Annotated in this window: 19 protein-coding genes; 12 read left to right on the top strand and 7 right to left on the bottom strand. The window is 70.5% G+C overall.

Annotated elements, in window-relative coordinates; genetic code table 11:
• Positions 1-89: 89 nt before the first annotated feature.
• From bcp to aroA, 3 genes are read right to left on the bottom strand one after another with little or no spacing between them, the layout of a single operon-like run.
• Positions 90-563, bottom strand: a complete 474-nt coding sequence (gene bcp, locus PGB26_RS12720) for a thioredoxin-dependent thiol peroxidase (protein ID WP_271638001.1) — start codon at positions 561-563, stop codon at positions 90-92.
• Positions 564-572: 9 nt separating this feature from the next.
• Positions 573-1,616 carry a ribosome small subunit-dependent GTPase A gene (gene rsgA / locus PGB26_RS12715; RefSeq protein ID WP_271638000.1) on the bottom strand — a complete coding sequence of 348 codons (1,044 nt, stop codon included), beginning with the start codon at positions 1,614-1,616 and terminating at the stop codon, positions 573-575.
• Positions 1,613-2,938, bottom strand: coding sequence for a 3-phosphoshikimate 1-carboxyvinyltransferase (gene aroA, locus PGB26_RS12710; RefSeq protein ID WP_271637999.1), 1,326 nt, complete (start codon positions 2,936-2,938; stop codon positions 1,613-1,615). Before aroA ends, rsgA begins: the two co-directional genes overlap by 4 nt.
• 49 nt (positions 2,939-2,987) lie before the next feature.
• On the opposite strand from aroA, the gene PGB26_RS12705 reads away from it, so the two are divergent.
• From PGB26_RS12705 to PGB26_RS12690, 4 genes are all read left to right on the top strand, one after another.
• Positions 2,988-3,656 (top strand): sigma-70 family RNA polymerase sigma factor, encoded by a 669-nt coding sequence (locus PGB26_RS12705; RefSeq protein ID WP_271637998.1) that lies wholly within the window; start codon positions 2,988-2,990, stop codon positions 3,654-3,656.
• Entirely contained in the window at positions 3,653-3,895 is a 243-nt protein-coding gene (locus PGB26_RS12700; RefSeq protein WP_271637996.1) for a zf-HC2 domain-containing protein, read from the top strand. Before PGB26_RS12705 ends, PGB26_RS12700 begins: the two co-directional genes overlap by 4 nt.
• Positions 3,896-3,932: 37 nt before the next feature.
• Positions 3,933-4,478, top strand: a complete 546-nt coding sequence (locus PGB26_RS12695) for a GNAT family N-acetyltransferase (RefSeq protein WP_271637994.1) — start codon at positions 3,933-3,935, stop codon at positions 4,476-4,478.
• Between the two features lie 62 nt (positions 4,479-4,540).
• Entirely contained in the window at positions 4,541-5,227 is a 687-nt protein-coding gene (locus tag PGB26_RS12690) for a sterol carrier protein domain-containing protein (protein WP_271637992.1), read from the top strand.
• Between the two features lie 38 nt (positions 5,228-5,265).
• Here the strand turns inward: PGB26_RS12690 and PGB26_RS12685 are convergent, their stop codons facing one another.
• Positions 5,266-8,937: a multifunctional oxoglutarate decarboxylase/oxoglutarate dehydrogenase thiamine pyrophosphate-binding subunit/dihydrolipoyllysine-residue succinyltransferase subunit gene (locus PGB26_RS12685; protein WP_271637991.1), complete on the bottom strand. Its 3,672-nt coding sequence runs from the start codon at positions 8,935-8,937 to the stop codon at positions 5,266-5,268.
• A gap of 249 nt (positions 8,938-9,186) precedes the next feature.
• Here PGB26_RS12685 and PGB26_RS12680 point away from each other — a divergent pair, with 249 nt between their 5' ends.
• Positions 9,187-10,503 carry a hemolysin family protein gene (locus PGB26_RS12680; protein WP_271637990.1) on the top strand — a complete coding sequence of 439 codons (1,317 nt, stop codon included), beginning with the start codon at positions 9,187-9,189 and terminating at the stop codon, positions 10,501-10,503.
• The gene (locus PGB26_RS12675) at positions 10,500-11,561 is read left to right on the top strand and encodes a hemolysin family protein (protein WP_271637988.1); all 1,062 of its coding nucleotides are present in this window, start codon (positions 10,500-10,502) and stop codon (positions 11,559-11,561) included. The genes PGB26_RS12680 and PGB26_RS12675 overlap by 4 nt, the downstream gene beginning before the upstream one ends.
• A 59-nt stretch (positions 11,562-11,620) precedes the next feature.
• Here the strand turns inward: PGB26_RS12675 and PGB26_RS12670 are convergent, their stop codons facing one another.
• Positions 11,621-12,703 carry an NADH:flavin oxidoreductase/NADH oxidase gene (locus tag PGB26_RS12670; RefSeq protein WP_271637986.1) on the bottom strand — a complete coding sequence of 361 codons (1,083 nt, stop codon included), beginning with the start codon at positions 12,701-12,703 and terminating at the stop codon, positions 11,621-11,623.
• Positions 12,704-12,755: 52 nt separating this feature from the next.
• Here PGB26_RS12670 and PGB26_RS12665 point away from each other — a divergent pair, with 52 nt between their 5' ends.
• From PGB26_RS12665 to PGB26_RS12645, 5 genes are read left to right on the top strand one after another with little or no spacing between them, the layout of a single operon-like run.
• Positions 12,756-13,607: an ADP-dependent NAD(P)H-hydrate dehydratase gene (locus tag PGB26_RS12665; RefSeq protein ID WP_271637984.1), complete on the top strand. Its 852-nt coding sequence runs from the start codon at positions 12,756-12,758 to the stop codon at positions 13,605-13,607.
• A 19-nt stretch (positions 13,608-13,626) separates the two neighbouring features.
• Positions 13,627-14,832, top strand: coding sequence for a hypothetical protein (locus tag PGB26_RS12660; protein ID WP_271639670.1), 1,206 nt, complete (start codon positions 13,627-13,629; stop codon positions 14,830-14,832).
• Between the two features lie 46 nt (positions 14,833-14,878).
• Complete coding sequence (locus PGB26_RS12655) at positions 14,879-15,211, top strand: thiamine-binding protein (RefSeq protein ID WP_271637982.1); 333 nt, start codon at positions 14,879-14,881, stop codon at positions 15,209-15,211.
• Between the two features lie 41 nt (positions 15,212-15,252).
• Positions 15,253-16,464 (top strand): MFS transporter, encoded by a 1,212-nt coding sequence (locus tag PGB26_RS12650; protein ID WP_271637980.1) that lies wholly within the window; start codon positions 15,253-15,255, stop codon positions 16,462-16,464.
• A gap of 9 nt (positions 16,465-16,473) precedes the next feature.
• Positions 16,474-17,118, top strand: coding sequence for an NUDIX hydrolase (locus PGB26_RS12645; RefSeq protein ID WP_271637978.1), 645 nt, complete (start codon positions 16,474-16,476; stop codon positions 17,116-17,118).
• Positions 17,119-17,175: 57 nt separating this feature from the next.
• On the opposite strand, the gene metX is transcribed toward PGB26_RS12645, so the two are convergent.
• On the bottom strand, positions 17,176-18,381 hold the full coding sequence (gene metX, locus PGB26_RS12640) for a homoserine O-acetyltransferase MetX (RefSeq protein WP_271637976.1): 1,206 nt from the start codon (positions 18,379-18,381) through the stop codon (positions 17,176-17,178).
• A 902-nt stretch (positions 18,382-19,283) separates the two neighbouring features.
• On the opposite strand from metX, the gene PGB26_RS12635 reads away from it, so the two are divergent.
• Positions 19,284-19,781, top strand: coding sequence for an endonuclease domain-containing protein (locus PGB26_RS12635; protein ID WP_271637975.1), 498 nt, complete (start codon positions 19,284-19,286; stop codon positions 19,779-19,781).
• A 302-nt stretch (positions 19,782-20,083) separates the two neighbouring features.
• Here the strand turns inward: PGB26_RS12635 and PGB26_RS12630 are convergent, their stop codons facing one another.
• The gene (locus tag PGB26_RS12630) at positions 20,084-21,406 is read right to left on the bottom strand and encodes a bifunctional o-acetylhomoserine/o-acetylserine sulfhydrylase (protein WP_271637974.1); all 1,323 of its coding nucleotides are present in this window, start codon (positions 21,404-21,406) and stop codon (positions 20,084-20,086) included.
• Between the last annotated feature and the right edge of the window lie 52 nt (positions 21,407-21,458).

Below are 21,458 nucleotides of genomic sequence, written 5' to 3'. Positions count from 1 at the left end.
AGGCAGGCTGAGCCGGGCGACCGGGGCTGAGCAGGGCGGGAGGGGCTGAGAGGGGCGCCCGCGGCTGAGAGGGGCGCCCCGCTCGGAGCTCAGGCGTCGATGCCGAGCATCTTGCGCAGCCGGGCGACGTGACCGGTCGCCTTCACGTTGTACTGCGCCGCGCTGATCGTGCCCTGCTCGTCGATGACGAACGTCGAGCGGATGACGCCCTCGACGACCTTGCCGTAGTTCATCTTCTCGCCCCACACGCCGTACGCGGTGTGCACCGCGTGGTCGGGATCGCTGAGCAGCGTGAAGGTGAGCCCGTCGCGCTCGCGGAAGGTGCTCAGCTTCTCAGGCTCGTCGCGGGAGACGCCGACCACAGTGTACCCGGCCCCCTGCAGCGACGAGATGCTGTCGCGGAAGTCGCACGCCTGGGTCGTGCAGCCGGGCGTCATGGCCGCGGGGTAGAAGTACAGGATGACTCTGCGGCCGCGCAGATCGGCTAGCGAGACGGTGTTGCCGTCCTGGTCGAGCAGCGAGAAGTCGGGGGCGGGCGTACCGGGTTCCAGGCGTGTCGTCACCGGTCCAGCCTATCCGGCGAAGGTGGCCAGCAGCCGCTGCAGCGACTCCAGCCTGGCCTGTCCGGTCTCGCTCAGCTCACCGTCTGCCGCCGCTTCGTTCAGCGCGCAGTCCTCGGCGTCGGCCAGGTGCGTGCAGCCGCGCGGGCAGTTCTCGGCGATCTCCGCCAGCTCGGTGTAGGCGGTGAGGATGTTGGCGGGATCGACGTGCCCGAGCCCGAACGAGCGGACACCAGGGGTGTCGATCACCCAGCCGCTGCCCGTCGCGCCGACGTAGCGCAGCGACACGGTCGACGACGAGGTGTGCCGGCCGCGGCCGGTGACCTCGTTGACATGTCCGGTCGCGCGGTGCGCCTCGGGTACCAGCGCGTTCACCAGGGTGGACTTGCCCACGCCGGAGTGCCCGACGAACACGGTGGAATGGCCCACCAGGGCCGCACCGATCTCGTCGACCGGCATGTGCCCGCGCGCGCTCGTGAACACCGTCAGGTCGAGACCATCGAAGTGCGCGAGGAAGTCGGCGGGATCGGCGAGATCTGTCTTCGTCACGACGAGCAGAGGGCGGATGCCGGCATCCAGCGCTGCCACGAGGTAGCGGTCGACGAGCCGGGCGCGCGGCTCGGGATCCGCCGCTGCCACGACGACGAGCATCTGGTCGGCGTTCGCGACGATGACGCGCTCGACCTGGTCGGTGTCGTCGGCGCTGCGGCGCAGCAGCGAGGTGCGCTCGACGATGCCGACGATGCGGCCCAGGGTGCCGTCGTCGCCCGACAGGTCGCCGACGACACGGGCTTGGTCGCCGGTCACGATCGGCGTGCGACGCAGTTCGCGGGCTCGGGCGGCGGTGATCATGCGCTCGTCGGCGGTGTCCTCGCCGAGCAGCACGCTGTACCGGCCGCGGTCGACCCCCAGGATGCGCCCGATCTCCGCGTCGTCGTGCGCCGGGCGGCGCTTCGTGCGCGGGCGGTTCGCCTTCGGGTTGGGGCGGGTGCGGATGCGGCTCTCGTCGAACTCCTCGACATCGTCGAGGTCGTCGTCGTCGCCGAGCCAGCTCACGCGATGGCGCCCGTCAGCATGCGCTCCCAAAGCCGGGTGAACTCCGGCAGGGTCTTGGCCGTCGTGCCGATGTCGTCGATCTCGACGCCGGGGACTCGCAGGCCGATGAGCGCGCCGGTGGTCGCCATCCGGTGATCGTGATGCGCAGGCCACACGCCGCCGCGCAGCGGGCGCGGGATGATCCGAAGACCGTCCGAGAGCTCCTCGGCCTCGCCGCCGAGGGCGCGCAGGTTGTTCACGAGCGCCGCGATGCGGTCGGTCTCGTGCGTGCGGATGTGCCCGACCCCGCGGATGGTGGTGGGACCGTCGGCGAACGCTGCCAGACCCGCGATGGTCGGCGTCAGCTCGCTGGCCGCCGACAGGTCGATGTCGAGGCCGCGGATGCCGTCGCCCGCGCGCACCGTGAGAGCACCGCCGTGCCGGCTCGTGTGGGCGCCGAGCGCGTGCAGGATGTCGGGCAGCAGGGCGCCCGGCTGCGTGGAGTGCAGCGGCCACCCCGGAACCGTGACCTCCCCACCGGTCACCAGCGCGGCCGCCAGGAACGGCGCGGCGTTGGAGAGGTCGGGTTCGATCGCCACGTCCTTGGCCCGCGGCACGCCCGCCTCGACGAGCCACTCGCCCGCGGCGGGGCGCTCGATGCGGATGCCCCGTCGGCTGAGGGATTCGATCGTCATGTCGATGTGCGGCAGGCTCGGCAGGCGCTCGCCGGTGTGCACGAGATGCAGGCCGACGTCGAACTTCGGTGCGGCGAGGAGCAGCCCGGAGACGAACTGGCTGGATCCCGAGGCGTCGATCTCGACCCGTCCGCCGCGGATGCGTCCGTGCCCGCGCACGGTGAACGGCAGTGACCAGGTGCCCTCATCGTCGACGTCGACACCGAGATCCCGCAGCCCGGTGATCAGCGCGCCCATCGGGCGGTGCAGCGCGCTCTCGTGCGCGGTCAGGTGCACCTCGTCGTCGGCGAGGCCCGCGAGTGGCGCGATGAAGCGCATCACGGTGCCGGCCTGACCGCAGTCGATGCTCACCCCTCCGCGGAGGCGCGCGGGCGTGATGACGAGATCCGGGCCGAACTCGCCGTCCGACGGCTCCTCCTCGATGCCGACGCCCAGCTGGCGCAGCGCCTCGATCATGCGACGCGAGTCGTCCGAGTGCAGCGGGCGGATCAGCCGGCCGGGACCGTCGGCGATCGCGGCGATCACCAGCTCGCGGTTCGTGAGCGACTTCGAGCCGGGGATCGTGACGGACGCGCGCACGGCGTGCTCGGCGGCCGGCGCGACGTACCGGCCTCGCGAGGATGCGGGGGAATACCGTTCAGTGCTCATCGGTTCTTAGCCTAGTGAAGGCCTGCGACAGAGGGAGAGGAGAAGACGGATGACGGCGAACGTGCTCCTCGACCGCGTCGACGCCCCCTCGGACGCGGTGCGCTCCCGCCTAGACTGGCCCGTGATGGACGAGACAGCTTCCAGCGATCCTCGACGCGACTTCGAGGAGCAGGCGATCCCCTTCATGGATCAGCTCTATGGCGCGGCCATGCGCATGACGCGCAATCCGGCCGACGCCGCCGACCTCGTGCAGGAGACCTTTGTGAAGGCCTACGGCGCGTGGTCGAGCTTCACGCAGGGCACGAACCTCAAGGCGTGGCTGTATCGCATCCTCACGAACACGTACATCAACATCTACCGCAAGCGTCAGCGAGAGCCGTTCCAGGGCACGATCGACGAACTCGAGGACTGGCAGCTCGGCGGCGCCGAGTCGACGACCGCGTCGCACGGCCGCTCCGCCGAAGCGGAGGCGATCGACCGCATGCCGGCGTCGGTGGTGAAGGACGCGCTGCAGGAGGTGCCGGAGGACTTCCGCCTCGCGGTCTACCTCGCCGACGTCGAGGGGTTCTCCTACCAGGAGATCGCCGACATCATGAAGACCCCCATCGGCACCGTGATGAGCCGTCTGCACCGTGGCAGGCGCATGCTTCGCGAGCTGCTGGCCGACTACGCCGCTGAACGGGGAATCCGCGCGGCAGAACCGAGGAGCAGGAAATGAGTGACTGCGGCTGCGAGAAGGCGCGCCGGGATCTGGAGGAGTACCTCCGCAACGAGGTGTGCCGCACCGGGCACCTCGAGATCCGCGAGCATCTCGAGAACTGCGAGGCATGCAAGGACGAGGCGCTCGTCGCCAAGACCCTCACCGAGGTCGTGGCGCGCGCCTGCAAGGAGACCGCACCCGAAGAGCTGCGCGACCAGGTGCTCGCGCGCCTGCGAGCGGCACAGGCGACTCACTGACGGCGGTGGCGGGAGCACGTCCCCCTAGGCTGGACGGATGACCGCATCGGAAGAGACCATCATCTCCGTCGACCTCGAGTCGCAGCGACGCCTGCGCGAGAAGGGCCTGGACTACCGCATCGCCGACATGGCGGTGGATGCCGACGCGGAGGGCTTCCTCCGCGCTGACTCGCGCGGCTTCCTCGATGAGGACCCCACTGACGCCGAACTGGCGCAGACCCGCGAGACCATGCGCATGCGGCGCAACATCGGCGTCTACGACCCGTCGGCCGGCACCTGGCCGATCGCCACGGTGAACAGCTGGGTGACGCCGTTGAGCGTCCCCGGTGGCGAGATCGACATGTGGGCGATCAGCTCGGTCACCGTCGCCGGCACCCACCGTCGACGCGGCATCGCGCGCAGCCTTCTCGAGGGCGAGCTGCGAGCCGCGGCGAACGCCGGCGTCCCGGTCGCCGGGCTCACGGCATCCGAGGCGACGATCTACGGCCGCTACGGTTTCGGCCCCGCCGTGCCCGTCATGCGATTCACCGTCGACACGGCCCGCGCGGGCTGGGGCGGGGTCGAGACGTCGGCCGGCGACTGATCTACGCAGACAAGCAGACTCTCGCCGACGACCTCGAGCGCCTGCACGAGGCATCCCGAGGCGTGCGTTCCGGCCAGATCCCCGGGTGGCGCGGTCGCTGGCAGCGCATGGCGGGCCTCGCCGAGGGCGACAAGGAGGCGGCGGCCGTCCGCGGGGTGCGGTTCACCGACGCGGACGGCGCGCTGCAGGGCGCCATGGCGTACACGCTCGCCGAGGTCCCGGGCGGCTTCCGCTCCGAGATGCGCATCCGCTCGATCATCACGACCTCCGACGACGCGCTGCGCGCGATCTGGCGGTTCGTCGTGCAGCACGACCTGGTGAACAAGGCGCGCGTCGACCTGCGTCCGATCGACGATCCGCTGCCCTGGCTGGTCGCCGATCAGCGCGCGGTGACGGCCGAGGTGCACGACCACGGCTGGCTGCGGGTGCTCGACGTCGAGGCGGCGCTCGCCGCGCGCACGTACCGTGCGCCGCTCGATCTCGTGATCCGCGTCGAGGACCCGCTCGGATTCGCGGCAGGCGACTGGCGGATCACCATCGACGACAGCGGCCGGTGCCGGCTGGGCGCGACGTCGGATTCGCCGGACGTCACGCTCGGCGTGGTCGAGCTGTCGACGATCTACGCCGGGGGAGTGCCTGCCGCGCAGCTCGCCGCAGCCGGTCGCATCCACGGCGCCGACGCCGCGGTCGAAGCCCTCTCCCTGGCGTTCCTGACGACGCCTTCGCCGCTGCTCGGCATCTGGTACTGACCGCCATCCGATGGCGGCCTCTCGCATCCGCTCGAGCGTCAGCCGATGCTCAGCGCGGTCTTCAGCAGAGCGACCTGCTCGGCCGCGTGCACCTTCGACGACCCGGTCGCCGGCGACGCGGCTGCCGGACGGGTCACCGCGTGGAACTGGCGAGGTCCGGGGACCTCGGCGAACTGCAGCGCCAGGAACGGCCAGGCGCCCTGGTTCTCGGGCTCGTCCTGCACCCACACGAGCTCGGCGTTCGGGTACGAGTCGGTGATCGCCTTCAGCTCGTCGATCGGCGTCGGGTAGAGCTGCTCGAGGCGCACCAGCGCGATCTGGCGATTCGGGTTCTTCTCGAGCTCGCTGCGCAGATCCCAGTGGATCTTGCCCGAGTGCACGAGCACCCGGGTGACGGCGTCGCGGTCGAGACCGCGGTCGTCGTCGATCACCGGCTCGAAGCGGCCCGCGGTGAAGTCCTCGACCTCGCTGGTCGCACCGCGCAGACGCAGCATCGCCTTCGGCGTGAAGACGATCAGCGGCTTGCGCGGACGGGCGTAGGCCTGGCGACGCAGCAGGTGGAAGTACGACGCCGGCGTGGAGGGGCGGGCCACGTACATGTTCTCCTGCGCGCACAGCTGCAGGAAGCGCTCCATGCGCGCGGAGGAGTGATCGGGGCCCTGCCCCTCGTAGCCGTGCGGCAGCAGCATGACCACGCTGGACTGCTGGCCCCATTTCTGCTCGGCGGCCGAGATGTACTCGTCGATCACCGACTGGGCGCCGTTGGCGAAGTCGCCGAACTGCGCTTCCCAGAGCACGAGGGCATCCGGGTTCTCGACCGAGTAGCCGTACTCGAACCCGAGCGCGGCGTACTCGCTGAGCAGCGAGTCGTAGACGAAGAAGCGGCCCTGACTGTCGGACAGGTTGGCGAGGGGCAGCCACTCCTGGCCGTTGCGGCGGTCGTGCAGCACAGCATGACGCTGCACGAACGTGCCGCGACGGGAGTCCTGTCCGGCGAGGCGCACGGGAGTGCCCTCGACGAGCAGCGACCCGAAGGCGAGCAGCTCGCCGAACCCCCAGTCGATGCCGCCCTCGCGGCTCATCGCCACGCGCTTGTCGAGCTGCTGCTGCAGCTTCGAGTGCACCGTGAAGCCGTCCGGCTTGTTCGCGTGCGCGTCGCCGATGAGGTGGACGACCTCGAGCGGCACGCCGGTGACGTCGGGGGCGCCCACCTGCGCATCGACCGGCGCCAGGTCGGGGGCGATCGGCGTCGCACCCGTCTCGGCGGCGTGGGTCTCGGCGAAGGCGATCTCGAGGCGGTTCTGGAAGTCCGCCTTAGCCTGGTCGTACTCCTCCTCGGTGATGTCGCCGCGGCCGACGAGGCCGTCGGTGTACAGCTTGCGCACCGACCGCTTCGCCTGGATGAGGTCGGTCATCAGCGGCTGGGTCATCGAGGGGTCGTCGCCCTCGTTGTGACCGCGCCGGCGGTAGCAGATCAGGTCGATGACGACGTCGCGGTGGAAGCGCTCGCGGTACTCGAAGGCGAGACGTGCGACATGGATGACCGACTCGGGGTCGTCGCCGTTCACGTGGAACACCGGCGCCTGGATCGTCTTCGCGACGTCGGTGGCGTACACCGAGGTGCGCGAATCGGTCGGCAGCGTGGTGAAGCCCACCTGGTTGTTCACGACGATGTGCACCGTGCCACCGGTGCGGTAGCCGCGCAGCTGCGACATCTGCAGCGTCTCGACCACCACGCCCTGACCGGCGAACGCCGCGTCGCCGTGCACCAGGATCGGCAGCCAGGCGAAGGTGCCGATGGGCTTGCGGTCCTGCTTGGCGCGCACGATGCCCTCGAGCACGCCGTCGACGGTCTCGAGGTGTGAGGGGTTGGCGGCCAGGTACACGGGCAGCTCGGCGCCGTCCTCGGCGATGAACGTGCCCTCGGTGCCGAGGTGGTACTTCACATCGCCCGAACCGCGCTGGTTGCCTGGGGTCAGCGATCCCTCGAACTCGCGGAACACCTGGCCGTACGTCTTGCCCGCGATGTTCGTGAGCACATTGAGCCGGCCGCGGTGCGCCATGCCGATCGCCGCGCCGTCCAGGCCGGCGTTCGCCGCGCCCTGCAGCACCTCGTCGAGCAGCGGGATGAGCGACTCGCCGCCCTCGAGCGAGAAGCGCTTCTGTCCGACGAACTTCGTCTGCAGGAACGTCTCGAACGCCTCGGCCTCGTTGAGCTTGCGCAGCACGCGCAGCTGCTCGTCGTGGTTGGGCTTGACGTACTTGACCTCGAGCTTCTCCTGGAACCACCGGCGCTGCTCGGGATCCTGGATGTGCATGTACTCGATGCCGAGAGTGCGGCAGTAGGAGTCGCGCAGCACACCGAGGATGTCGCGCAGCTTCATGACGCGACGGCCGCCGAAGCCGCCGGTCACGAACTCGCGGTCGAGGTCCCAGAAGGTGAGTCCGTGGCTCTCGATCTCGAGGTCGGGGTGGGAGCGCTGCACATACTCGAGCGGGTCGATGTCGGCCATCAGGTGACCGCGCACGCGGTAGGAGTTGATGAGCTCCTGCACGCGCGACTGCTTGTCGACTCGCTCGGCGAGGTCGACGGCGATGTCGGCGTTCCAGCGGATCGGCTGGTAGGGGATGCGCAGCGACGCGAAGATGTCCTCGTAGAAGCTGCGCTCGCCGATCAGCAGCTCGTGCACCTTCTTCAGGAACTCGCCCGACCCCGCACCCTGGATGACGCGGTGGTCGTAGGTGCTGGTCAGCGTGATCGTCTTGCCGATGCCCAGCTCGGTGAGCGTGCGCTGGCTCGATCCCTGGAACTCGGCAGGGTAGTCGAGGGCGCCGGCACCGATGATGCAGCCCTGGCCCTTCATGAGGCGGGGCACGGAGTGGACGGTGCCGATGCCACCCGGGTTGGTCAGCGAGACCGTCGTGCCGGCGAAGTCCGCCGCGGTGAGCTTGTTGGCCCGCGCGCGCGCGATGAGGTCCTCATAGGCGGCGAGGTACTCGCCGAACGTCATGGTGTCGGCGCGCTTGATGCTCGGCACGAGCAGGGCCCTGGTGCCGTCGGGCTTGGGGACGTCCACGGCGATGCCGAGGTTCACGTGCGCCGGCGCGACGACCGACGGCTTGCCGTCGACCTCGGCGTAGAACACGTTCTGGCTCGGGAAGTCCTTGAGCGTGCGGATCAGCGCCCAGCCGATCAAGTGGGTGAAGCTCACCTTGCCGCCACGGGTGCGCGACATGTGGTTGTTGATGACGATGCGGTTGTCGATCATCAGCTTCGCGGGGATCGTGCGCACGCTGGTGGCGGTCGGCACCGACAGCGACTGATCCATGTTGGCCGCGAGGGTCTTCGGCATGCCGCGCAGCGGCGTGACGCGCTCCTCCTCGGCCGGCGCCTCGTCCTTCGCCTCGCGCTTGGGTGCCTGCGCCGGGATCGGCGCCTGCTTGGCGGGCTTCGCCGTCGTGCGGGCGACGGGCTGCGCGCCGATCACGGGGATCGGCGCGGTGACGGGGTGCGCGGGTTCGGCAGACGCTGCCGGGGCGCCGCCGGCGGGCTGAGCCGCGGCATCCGGCGTGTACTGCTCGAGGATCGGCCACCACTCCTTGTCGACCGAGTTGCGGTCCTTCTTGAACTGCTCGTAGAGCTCATCCACGAGCCAGGAGTTGGCTCCGAACCCCCCGTCGCCACCGACGCCGGTCACCTGGTTCGACACGCTCTATCGCCCTCTTTCGTCGCTGAAGCTCACGTGCCACCTGGCGCTGGCTGCAGCGCCCGGGTCGCACTTGCGTAACAGTCATCAAGCCTAATGCCAAACGGATTCCGAATCGTCTGGCGCGCTGGCCGTTTCGCCCGATGCGAGCACAGCCGCATTCTGTAAGATCGTGCGCACTATGGACGACCCTCCTTCTTGTAGTACATCGCCCCACTGCCCGCTCCTCGAGGATGTCGAGGGACGCAGCTGATGGAATTCCTGCTGCTGGGCGTGGGGCTGCTGCTCATCGTGGGGACGGGACTCTTCGTCGCCAGCGAGTTCGCGCTGGTCAATCTCGACCGTGCAGAGCTCGAAGCCCGTCAGGCGCGGGGCGAATCCCGGCTCAGCCTGACGATCCGCGCGCTGAAGATCACCTCCACGCATCTGTCGTCGGCGCAGCTGGGCATCACGCTGACGACCCTGCTGACCGGCTACACGATGGAGCCCGCCATCTCGAAGCTGCTCGCGCCGCTTCTCGAGGCGTGGGGCATTCCGGATGCCGCGGCCACGCCCATCTCCGTGACGGTGGCGATGCTCGTCGCGACCTTCCTCTCGATGATCCTGGGCGAGCTGGTGCCGAAGAACTTCGCCCTCGCGCTGCCCCTCGCCACGGCGAAGCTGGTCATCCCGTTCCAGACCGTGTTCACCGCCGTATTCAAGCCCGCGATCGTGGTGCTCAACGGCAGCGCCAACGGCGTGCTGCGCAGCATCGGCATCGAGCCGAAGGAGGAGCTCTCGGGTTCGCGAAGCGCGGAGGAGCTCTCGTCGCTGGTGCGCCGCTCGGCGAGCCAGGGCGTGCTCGAGAAGGACACCGCGACGCTGCTGGATCGCAGCCTGAACTTCGCCCGCCTCACCGCAGACGACATCATGACGCCGCGGCCGAGCATGCACGCCATCTCGGTGGGCGACTCGGCGGACGACGTGATCCGGCTCGCCAGGCGCACCGGCCACAGCCGATTCCCGGTGTACGACGACGACCTCGACGACATCACCGGCGTCGTGCATGTCAAGGCCGCCGTGTCGGTGCCTCGTGAGAAGCGGGCCGAGGTGCCCGTCGGCGCGCTGAGCACCGAGCCGCTGCGCGTGCCCGAGACCGTGCACCTGGACGTGCTGGTCGCCGAGCTTCGCACGAAGGGCTATCAGATGGCCGTCGTGGTCGACGAGTACGGCGGCACCGCCGGGATCGTGACCCTCGAGGACCTCATCGAGGAGATCGTCGGCGAGGTGTCCGACGAGCACGACCGCTCCCGGGCCGGCATCGTGCGCCGGCTCGACTCGATCACGTTCCCCGGCGAGCTGCGTCCGGACGAGCTCCGCTCCCGCACGGGGATCGAGGTGCCCGAGGGTGAGGTGTACGACACCGTCGCCGGCTACATGATGAGCGTGCTCGAGCGGCTCCCCGTGCTCGACGACGAGGTGAGGATCGGCACCGGCGTGCTGCGCGTGGTGCGCATGGACGGCCGCCGGATCGACCGCATCCGGTACACCGCCGACCCGGCACAGGACGCGACGGAGGACGAGCGATGAGCGACTGGGCAGGACTCGTCTGGCTCGTCGTGCTGCTCGCCGCGAACGCCTTCTTCGTCGGCGGCGAGTTCGCCGTCATCTCGGCGCGTCGCTCGCAGATCGAGCCGCTCGCCGAACGCGGCTCCCGCGCGGCCAGGACAGCCCTGTACGCGATGGAGCACGCCACCCTCATGCTCGCGACCTCGCAGCTGGGCATCACGATCTGCTCGCTGCTGATCCTGAACGTCTCGGAGCCCGCGATCCATCACCTCCTCGAGGTGCCGATGCACGCGCTGGGCTGGGATCCCGCGGTGATCTCGGTCAGCGCGTTCGTGATCACCCTCGCGCTCGTGTCATTCCTGCACGTCGTGTTCGGCGAGATGGTGCCGAAGAACCTCGCGTTCTCGATACCCGACCGCGCCGTGCTCGTGCTCGCGCCGCCGCTGGTCTGGGTGTCGCGGGTGTTCCGACACATCATCTGGGCTCTGAACGGCATCGCCAACGGCGTGCTGCGTCTGTTCGGCGTGCAGCCGAAGAACGAGGCGGCCTCGACGTTCACGCTCGAGGAGGTCGCGACGATCGTCGACCGATCGCGGCGCGAGGGCGTGCTGACCGATTCTTCCGGTGCGGTCGCCGCGGCCGTGGAGTTCACCGACAAGAAGGCGCGCGACATCGCCGTGCCGCTCGCCGACCTGATCACGCTGCCCGAGACCGCCACGCCGGACGACGTCGAGCGTGCGGTCGCGCGCTACGGCTTCTCGCGATACGTGATCGTCGACGACGAGCACTCGCCGATCGGCTACGTGCACCTGAAGGACGTGCTGCGCGCGGCCGAGGGGCCCGAGCCCGATGAGAAGATCTCCCAGCCCCTGCCGGCCAAGCGCATCCACCACATGCTGCCCGTTCAGGAGGAGACCGATCTCGAGGATGCCCTGGCCTCGATGCGCCGCGCGGGGCGGCACCTCGCCAAGGTGCGCGACCGCTCGGGCGAGACCACCGCCGTGCTCTTCCTCGAGGACATCCTGGAGGAGCTCGTGGGCGAGGTGCAGGACGCGACTCGTCGCGGCCACGGCCGCTGACCCGCCGCTGACGCACGCCGGCCCGGCAGGGATCGCCTGCCGGGCCGGCTTTCGCGCAGTCAGCGCCAGTGGGCTCGCTGGTACTGCGGCGGCCAGGGCACCTCGGCGCCCAGCTCGTGGGCCGCGCGCAGGCCGAAGTGCGGATCCCGCAGCCACTCGCGTCCCGCGAAGATGGCGTCGGCGGCGCCCGAGGCGAGAACCTCCTCGGCCTGCGCTCCGGTGGTGATCAGTCCGACGGCGGCGGTGGGCACGCGCCCGCCCGCGCGGACGGTCTGCGCGAACGGCACCTGGAAGCCGGGGCGGTACTCGATCCGAGGGTGGGCGACGATGCCGCCGCTCGAGACGTCGACGAGGTCGGCTCCGGCATCCATCGCCCAGGCGGCCACCTCGGCGGCCTCTTCGGGAGTGAAGCCGCCGTCCGCGTAGTCCGTGGCCGAGAGCCGCACGAAGACCGGGGTCGCGTCGCCCGCGACCTCGCGCACGCGCTCGACGATGCGCAGCAGCAGCCGGGCGCGGTTCGCCAGCGGACCGCCGTACTCGTCGTCGCGCACGTTCGCCAGCGGGGAGAGGAACTCGTGCAGCAGATAGCCGTGCGCTCCGTGCACCTCGAGCACGTCGAATCCGGCATCCAGGGCGCGCCGGGCCGCAGCGGCGAACGCATCGACGATCCGCTCGATGCCCGCCGTGTCGAGCGCGGCGGGAGCCGCGTACCCCTCGAACGCGATCGCGGAGGGGGCGACCGTGGGCCAGCCGCCCTCGGCCGCGGGCACGGTGCCGCGCTGATCGGCCCAGGGCCACCACGTCGAGGCCATTCGCCCGGCATGGGCGAGCTGGATGCCGATCAGTCCGCCGCGCTCGTGCACGTCGTCGACGATGCGCGCCCAGGCATCGCGCTGCTCGTCGTTCCAGATCCCGGTGTCGCGCGGCGAGATGCGCCCCTCGGGCACCACGCCGGTCGCCTCGGCGAGGATCAGCCCGGCACCGCCGGACGCGAACTGCGCCAGGTGCGTGCGGTGCCAGTCCTGCGGCACGCCGTCGACGGCGCTGTACATGCACATCGGCGACACCCACAGCCGGTTCCGGACGGTGAGCGAGCGGATGTCGAGCGGGGCGAAGAGTCGTGGTGTCGAGAGTATGGTCACAGATCGACGCTATCGCCCGAGCGGGGGAGCAGGGCGCGCTAGCGTGTTCTTCATGGTGCGGGAGTGGACGAGGGCCGACACCGGTGCGCTGCTGCGGGTGCCGACCGCCGACGACGACAAGTACTCGCGCGGTGTCGTGGGACTGCGCACCGGCTCCGCCGCGTATCCGGGCGCCGCGGTGCTCGGGGTCGAGGCGGCCTGGCGGGCCGGGGCCGGGTACGTGCTCTACACCGGCGGTGCGCGCGATGCCGTGCTGGCCCGCCGGCCCGAGACCGTCGCCAGAGACGAGGCCGGCCGGACGCGGGTCGGTGCATGGGTGATCGGATCGGGGACGGATGCCGAGCACCGCGACGCACGCGAACGCGAGGTGCTCGAGGAGATCCTGCACGGCGACGCCGCCGTCGTCGTCGACGCGGGCGCGCTGGATCTCGCCGCCGACGGCACCGCTCCGATGGTGCTCACACCCCACGCCGGCGAGTTCGCGCGGCTGCGCGCTGGGCTGGGACTCGCGGAGGTCGACCTCGCAGGCGAGGATGCACGGGTCGAGGCGGCGTCCGAGACCGCGTCGCGCCTCGGGGCCACCGTGCTGCTCAAGGGCTCCCGCACGATGATCGCCGGGCCCGATCACGAGCCGATCGTCGTGGGGGACACCACGGCCTGGCTGTCGACCGCCGGCACGGGCGACGTGCTGGGCGGGGTGATCGGCGCGCTCATCGCAGCCGATCCGAGTCGTTCTCTCGCGGAATCGGCCGCAGCAGCCGTCTGGCTGCACGGGCGGGCGGCGGCACGGGCATCCGGAGTCGCGGGCGCATCGACGGCCGAAGGAGGGCGGGCCGGGCATCCGATCGTCGCGCTCGACGTCGCCGAAGCGCTGCCCGGCGCCATCGGCGAGCTGCTGTCATGACGCCGGGGCGCCGGAGGTGATGTCGCGCCCCTGGCCGGTATGGGCAGCGTTCCTCATCGTGCATGCGATCGTCGCGGCCGCCGGGTGGCTGCTGCCGAGCCAGCCGATGGGCGACGTCGTGCTCGTGTATCAGCCGTGGGCGCAGGCGGCGCTCGGCGGCGACGCTATCGTGGGGATCACCGAGAGCTGGGTGTACCCGCAGCTCGCGCTGCCGCCCATGCTGGCCGCGCACGCCATCGCCGTGCCGTTCGTGCCCCTTCTCGGTGGTCCCGGCGCGTACCTGGTGGGCTGGGCGCTGCTGGTGACCGCGTGCGACGCGCTCGGGCTCACCCTGCTGCTGCGAGGTCGCGGACCGCGTCGCCTCGCGGCCGCCTGGTTCTGGGTCGCCGCGCTGCTGCTGCTCGGCCCGATCGCGATGTACCGGATCGACGCGATCACCGTGCCACTCGCGCTCGCCGGAGGACTGTGGCTGGCCTCGCATCCGCGCCTGGGCGCGGCCGCGCTCGCCGTCGGCGCGTGGGTCAAGATCTGGCCCGGCGCACTGCTGGTCGCTGCGATCGCCGCCGGCCGACGCGGACGGGAGCTCGCGGTGACCGCAGCTGCGGTCACCGCCGCGATCGCCGCGACACTGCTGGCGCTCGGCGCGGGCGAGCGGCTCTTCGGGTTCGTCACCGCCCAGACCGACCGAGGTCTGCAGATCGAGGCGGTCGCCGCAACGCCGTTCCTGTGGGCGGCGGTCGCCGGCGACGCGAAGATCGAGTACAGCTTCGACATCCTCACCTTCCAGATCGACGCGGACGGAGCGGCCGCCGTCGCCGCGGTCACGACACCGGCCATGGTGATCGCGGTCGCGGGCATCCTGATCCTCGGAGCGCTTCGCGCGCGCCGCGGCGCCGCGTGGACGCATCTGCTGCCGCCGCTCGCGCTCGCCCTCGTCGCCGCGCTGATCGTCACGAACAGGGTGGGCTCGCCGCAGTTCACCACCTGGCTCATCGTGCCGGCGATGCTGTGGATCGTCTTCGACCACACCCGTGCGCACACGACGACGGCCCTCGTGCTGCTGGTGTGCGCGCTGACGTTCTGCATCTACCCGCTCACCTACGACGGACTGCTCGCCGCGCATCCGGTGCCGGTGCTGCTGCTGACCGTGCGCAATGCCATGCTCGTGGTGACGCTCGTCGTCGCCGTGCACGCTGTGCTGCGCACTGCCACGACGCGTCGCTGACGCGATCGACCACGAAAACGCGATCACCGCGAAAACAGGAGGAATCATGCTCGTCGCATTCTCCGTCGCCCCCTCGGGCGATGGCCGCTCCGGCGATTCGGTGCACGACGCCGTCGCAGCCGCCGTGAAGGTGGTGCGGGAGTCGGGTCTCGCGCACCGCACCACCAGCATGTTCACCGAGATCGAAGGCCCGGATTGGGACTCGGTCATGGACGTCGTCAAGCGGGCCACCGAGGCCGTGATGCCGTTCGGCTCGCGTGTCTCGCTGGTGCTGAAGGCCGACATCCGCCCCGGATACAGCGGCGAGCTGGATGCCAAGATCGAGCGCCTCGAGAAGGCGATCGACGCATCCGCCGACGGTGATGCGATCGGCCGGTAGCATGGGCGGGTGACTCCCTCGAATCCCTCGAGGGGGCGGCGATGAGGGCGCTCCTCTCCCTCGCCGTCGGCAGCTTCGGCATCGGCATGACCGAATTCGTCATCATGGGCCTGCTGCCCGAGATCGCCCAGGACCTGCTTCCCGACGTCTGGGCGGCGAGCAGCGAGCAGGCGATCGGCCAGAGCGGTCTGCTCATCTCGCTCTATGCGCTCGGCGTCGTGATCGGCGCGCCGACGATCGCCGGAGCTGTCGCGCGCTTCCCACGGCACCGCGTGATGCTGGCGCTCGCGATCGCGCTGACCCTCGGCAATGCGCTCACCGTGGTGCTGCCCGGCTTCGGGCTGGTCGGCGCGTCGCGGCTGCTCGCCGGCCTGCCGCACGGCGCGTACTTCGGCATCGGCGCGCTCGTGGCGGCCGACATGCTCGGTCCGGGCAAGCGCGCGCAGGGTGTCGCGTTCATCCTGACCGGGCTGACCGTCGCCAACGTCGTCGGGGTGCCGCTGGGAACCTTCCTGGGGCAGCAGTGGGGCTGGCGCACGGCATTCCTCGTGGTCACCGCCGTGTTCGCGCTCGCGGCGGTCTGCATCGCGCTGTTCGTGCCGGCGCACCCGGGCGATCCCGGACGCACGCTGCGGTCGGAGCTGGGCGTGTTCCGGGTGCCGCAGGTGTGGCTCACGCTCGGCATGGGCGCGATCGGCTTCGGCGGGTTCTTCGCCGTGTACAGCTACATCGCCCCGCTGGTGACCGAGGTCGCCGGCGCTCCGCAGTGGGTCGTGCCGGTGACCCTGGTGCTGGTCGGGGTGGGCATGACCGCGGGCAATCTCGCCGGCGGACGTCTGGCCGACCGCGATCTGCGAGCCACCCTGGTCTGGGGTCTCGCGGCGCTCGCGGCGGTGCTCGTGCTGCTCGCGGTGCTGTCGTTCTGGGTCGTGCCGCTGATCATCACCGCCATGCTCGTCGGCGCGATCGCCTCGGTGCTGAGCCCCGCGATCCAGACCCGTCTGATGGACGTCGCAGGTGACAACCAGTCGATCGCGGCGGCGCTGAACCACTCGGCGCTGAACATCGGCAACAGCCTGGGGGCCTTCCTCGGCGGAGCGGCGATCTCGCTGGGCTTCGGCTACACGGCCCCCGAATGGGTCGGGGCGGTGCTGGCCGTGCTCGGACTCGCGATCGTGCTGATCGCCTACCGTGCGCAGTCGTCGGCACCGGAGCAGACGCCGGCGCCGGAGACGGCGGCACGCGGCCGTTAGAGTGTCGGCATGGATGCCCCGATGCGTGTCGCCGGCACCGCCGTGGTGCTGCGAGACGCTGCGGACGGCGTCGAGGTGCTGATGCTGCGGCGCCCCGCGACCGGATCGTTCCCGGGCGCCTGGGTCTTCCCGGGCGGGCGCGTCGACCCTGGCGACGAGCGTGACGGTGACGACGAGGAGCAGGCCGCGTCTCGTGCGGCCGTGCGGGAGACCCGGGAGGAGGCCGGCATCGGCATCCGGGACCTGGCGACCCTCTCACGCTGGGTGCCGCCGGCCGAGACACCGGTGCGGTTCCGCACCTGGTTCTTCCTCGCCCGCGAGGACGGGGAGGCGCTGCGGCCGAACCCCGGCGAGATCGAGGAAGCGCTCTGGATGACGCCCGGAGGGGCGCTGGAACGGCACGCGGCGGGGGAGCTCACGCTCTTCCCGCCGACGTGGGTCACGCTGCATGCGCTGCGTGAGCATCGCACCGTCGATGACGCGTTCGCGGCGACCAGCGCCTTCGCCCGTTACGAGACGCGGATGCAGCAGCTCGAGCGCGGGATGCGCGCGCTGTGGGCCGGCGACGAGGAGCATCCGGACCAGCCGGGCGCGCCGGGTGCGCGGCACCGGCTCACGATGGCTGCGCTGCCGTGGCAGTACGAGCGGGGCTGAACGGGCATCCGGCGCACGCCCGCGCCTGCGCCTGCCCGACCGGGATCGGCATCCGCGTCACGAGGCGAGCAGACGCTCCAGATGCGCTCCGACGGGGTCCGTCTCGATGAGGAAGCCGTCGTGACCGAAGTCGCTGGTGAGGACCACGGCTTCATCGTCGATGAGATTCGGGATGCTGCGGGCGATGCGCTGCTGGCCGTCGACGGGGAACAGCCGGTCGGTGTCGATCCCGAGCACGAGGGTTCTCGCCGTCACGGTGTGCAGCGCCTGCTCGACGCCGCCGCGATCGCGGCCGATGTCGTGCGAGTTCATCGCCTCGACGACGGTGAGATAGCTGTTGGCGTCGAACCGGCGGGTGAACTTGTTGCCGTGGAAGTCGAGGTACGACTCGACCGCGAACCGTCCGCCGCGCCCGAGTGGCGACACATCCGACTGCCACGAGCGCTGGAAGCGCTGGTTGAGCTCGATCGGGCTGCGGTAGTTCAGCAGCGCCATCCGGCGCGCCAGCGCGAGGCCGCGGTGCGGGCCCTCGCCGAGCGCCGCGTCGTAGTACTCCCCGCCGGCGAAACGCGGGTCCATGCGCACCGTCTCGAGCTGCACGAAGTTCAGCGCCAGCTGGTCGGCGGTCGTCACCGGGGGAGACGAGAGCACGGCCAGGCGCTCCACGCGCTCGGGCTGCATCACGGCCCACTCCAGGGCGTGCATGCCGCCCATCGAACCGCCGATCACCGCAGCCCAGCACTCGATGCCGAGCGTGTCGGCGAGGCCGATCTGCGCCGCGACCTGGTCGCGGATGGTCAGGTAGGGGAAGCGGGATGCCCATTCCCGCCCGTCCGGCGCGATGCTCGCAGGTCCTGTCGATCCCTGGCATCCGCCCAGCATGTTCGGCGCGATGACGAACCACCGGTCGGTGTCGATCGCCGATCCAGGTCCGACGATGTCTTCCCACCATCCGGCGGTGGGGTGCCCGGCCCCCGCAGGGCCGCGGACGTGGCTGTCGCCGGTGAGGGCATGCAGGATCAGCACGGCGTTGTCGCGCGCCTCGTTCAGCTCGCCCCAGCTCTCCCACGCCAGGCGGGTGGCCGGCAGCAGCTGACCGTTCTCGGTGCGGAAGTCGCCGAGGAACGTGAAGTGCCGCTCACCCGCCGGATCGCCGTCCCGCCAGGCGCCCGTGGCCGGGGGGCGTGCGCGCAGCAGACGCACGTCGGCCTCGGTCACCGGGGCCGATGGCACCGTGTCCTCAGACGTCGTCTGCCAGTCCATGCGTCCATTCTCGCCTGTGGGTGACTGAGCCCGCCGCAGGTTACGGGTTGACGTGCCACGTCGGCCCGGTTGCTGCGGATGTGCTGGGCGGGAGCCGGATGTCGGTTCTCGGGCGTCTGCAACCGACGTCTAGCTCCCGGTGGACTCGGCGTGACTGCGCCCGCGTCATGGGCGGGAGCCGAATGCGGGTTCTCGGCCGTCTGTAACCGGCGTCTGGCTCCCGGACGCGGATCCGCAAGGTCCGTCGGCTGTCAGCCGCTTGCGTGGTGGGCGGGAGCCGAATGCGGGTTCTCGGCGGTCTGTAACCGGCGTCTGGCTCCCGGACGCGGGATCGGTAGCGCCGGACCACGGTGCACTGGACGGCTCGCGGAGGATTCGTCCACAGCCTGCCGCATCCGGGAAGTTGTGCACGGATGCCGGGATCTGGGCATCCGCACCTGTCGCGATGCGGCGACGATGTCGGGATGCGCCGACCGAAGCCCCTGCCCAGTCGCCTCGGTGACCGATTCACAACCCGTGCTGCTGCCGCTGCCGGAGTGGGGCGATCACGAAGAGACGCCGTTGATCTCGCTCGTCCGTTCCACGGTGCTCGTGCGAGAAGCGCCCCGGGGAGCTTTCGCGATCTGGTCGACTGCTATCGCGCCATCATGCTGCCCGGACAGGTGTTCGTCGGTCCCACCGCGATGCGTCTGTGGGGACTGCCGCTTCCGGATGCCTGGAGCGCTGCAGAGCCGCTGCATGTGTGCGTCGGGCCGGACGCGGCGCCGCCCCGCGGTGCGGGAGTGAAGGGACGTCGGCTGGTGCCGCACCGTGCCCGGCAGATGATCTTCACGGGGGCGGCAGTGGTCGACCCGGTCGCGGCAGTGCTCACTACGCGGTCCGCCCTCGGTTTCGCTCAGCTGGTGGCGGCCTTCGACGCGCTCCTCACCACCGCCGCGAACTACCCCGGGATCAAGGCACCGAGACCCTTGGCGACCCGTGAGGAGATCCGGTGCCGGCTGGAGGAGTGGGGGAGATTCTCCGGGTGTGTCAGGGCGCGTCGTGCGCTGGACATGGCGCGTGAGGGCGCCGAGTCTCCGAAGGAGTCCGAGACGCGCGTGCTGATCATGGATCACGGGCTGCCGGAGCCGGTGATGCAGTGGATCGTGCGCGACGGCGGTGATTTCGTCGCGCGCGTCGACCTGGCCTACCCCGAGCTCAAGATCGCGATCGAGTACGAGGGCGACGGGCACCGCACGGAGAAAGAGCAATGGCGTGCCGATATCCGTCGCCAACGTCGGCTCGAGGATCTCGGGTGGATCGTGATCCGGCTGACCGAGTCCGATCTGACCGACCCATCCGCGTTCCTCGGGCGGTTGACGCGTGCCCGAGCGGCGCGACTGGAGATCGCCACGGCCTGACGGGGCAAGTGGCCCCGACCGGCAGTTGGCCGGTGCTGCCGTCGGGTGTGTGTGGGGGAGCCGGATGTCGGTTGTGGGGCCGCGGGAACAGGCATGTGGCTCCCGCGCAGGATCGGCGGCTCGGCGGATGGCTGCCGCCGGGCGTGTGGGGGAGCCGGATGTCGGTTGTGGGGCCGCGGGAACAGGCATGTGGCTCCCGCGCAGCTCTCCCGCGGGGCGGGGCGCCGACGGAGGGCCGCCGGCCTGGAACGCACGGATGCCCCGGACCGTCCGGTCCGGGGCATCCGCGGGAGTGGAGGAGGTCAGGCGCGGGCGGCCTCGGCGACGCGGCGGGCGGCAGCCAGCGCGCTGTCGAGGTCGGCCTTGAGGTCGTCGATGTTCTCGATGCCGACCGAGAGGCGCACGAGGCCGGGCGTGACGCCCGCCGAGAGCTGCTGCTCGGGCGAGAGCTGTGAGTGCGTGGTCGACGCGGGGTGGATGACGAGCGAGCGCACGTCGCCGATGTTGGCGAGGTGGCTGAACAGGCTCAGGCTGTTCACGAACTCACGGCCGGCTTCCACGCCGCCCTTCAGCTCGAACGACAGCACCGCGCCGACGCCCTTCGGGGCGTACTCGTTGGCCTTGGCGTACCAGGGCGACGACGGCAGACCCGAGTAGTTCACCGAAGCGACGTCGTCGTGGTTCTCGAGCCACTCGGCGATCTCCTGCGCGTTCTGCACGTGGCGCTCGATGCGCAGCGACAGCGTCTCGATGCCCTGGATGAGGTTCCACGCGCTCTGCGGCGAGATGGCAGAGCCGAGGTCGCGCAGCAGCTGCACGCGGGCCTTGATGATGTACGCGAGTCCGTCGCCGACTGCGGTCGTGTACGACGCGCCGTGGTACGAGGGGTCGGGCTCGGTGAGTCCGGGGAACTTGTCGACGTGCTGCGACCACGCGAAAGTGCCGCCGTCGATGATCGCGCCGCCGATGGTGGTGCCGTGACCGCCGAGGAATTTCGTGACCGAGTGCGTGACGATGTCGGCGCCGTGCTCGAAGGGGCGGATGAGGTACGGCGTCGCGATGGTGTTGTCGACGATCAGCGGCACGTCGTTCTCGTGGGCCACGTCGACGACGCCCCGAATGTCGAGCACGTTGATCTTCGGGTTGCCGATCGTCTCGGCGAAGAACAGCTTCGTGTTCGGGCGCACGGCTGCGCGCCACTCGTCGAGGTCGTCCTGATTCTCGACGAAGGTCACCTCGACGCCGAGCTTGGCGAGGGTGTACTTGAAGAGGTTGTAGGTGCCGCCGTAGATCGCGCTGGATGCCACGAAGTGGTCGCCCGCCTGGGCGATGTTCAGGATCGCGAAGGTGGAGGCCGCCTGGCCGCTGGAAAGCACGAGGGCTCCGGTGCCGCCCTCGAGAGCGGCGAGGCGCTGTTCGAGCACGTCCTGCGTGGGGTTCTGGATGCGGGTGTAGATGTTGCCGAACTCGGCCAGCGCGAACAGGTTCGCGGCATGGTCGGCGTTGTCGAACACGTACGAGGTGGTCTGGTAGATCGGCGTGGCGCGGGCCTTGGTGACCGGGTCGGGCGCGGCGCCCGAGTGGATCTGCTTGGTCTCGAAGCGCCAGTTCTCGGCTGCGGTCATGACGTGCTCCCAGGTTCGGGTCGTGGGGTCGGTCGGCTGGATGCCTGCAAGC

The organism is Microbacterium sp. nov. GSS16, assembly GCF_028198145.1.
Lineage (GTDB): Bacteria > Actinomycetota > Actinomycetes > Actinomycetales > Microbacteriaceae > Microbacterium.
Note: the sequence above shows the minus strand (reverse complement) of the source record. Positions and strands in the feature narration are given on the sequence as shown.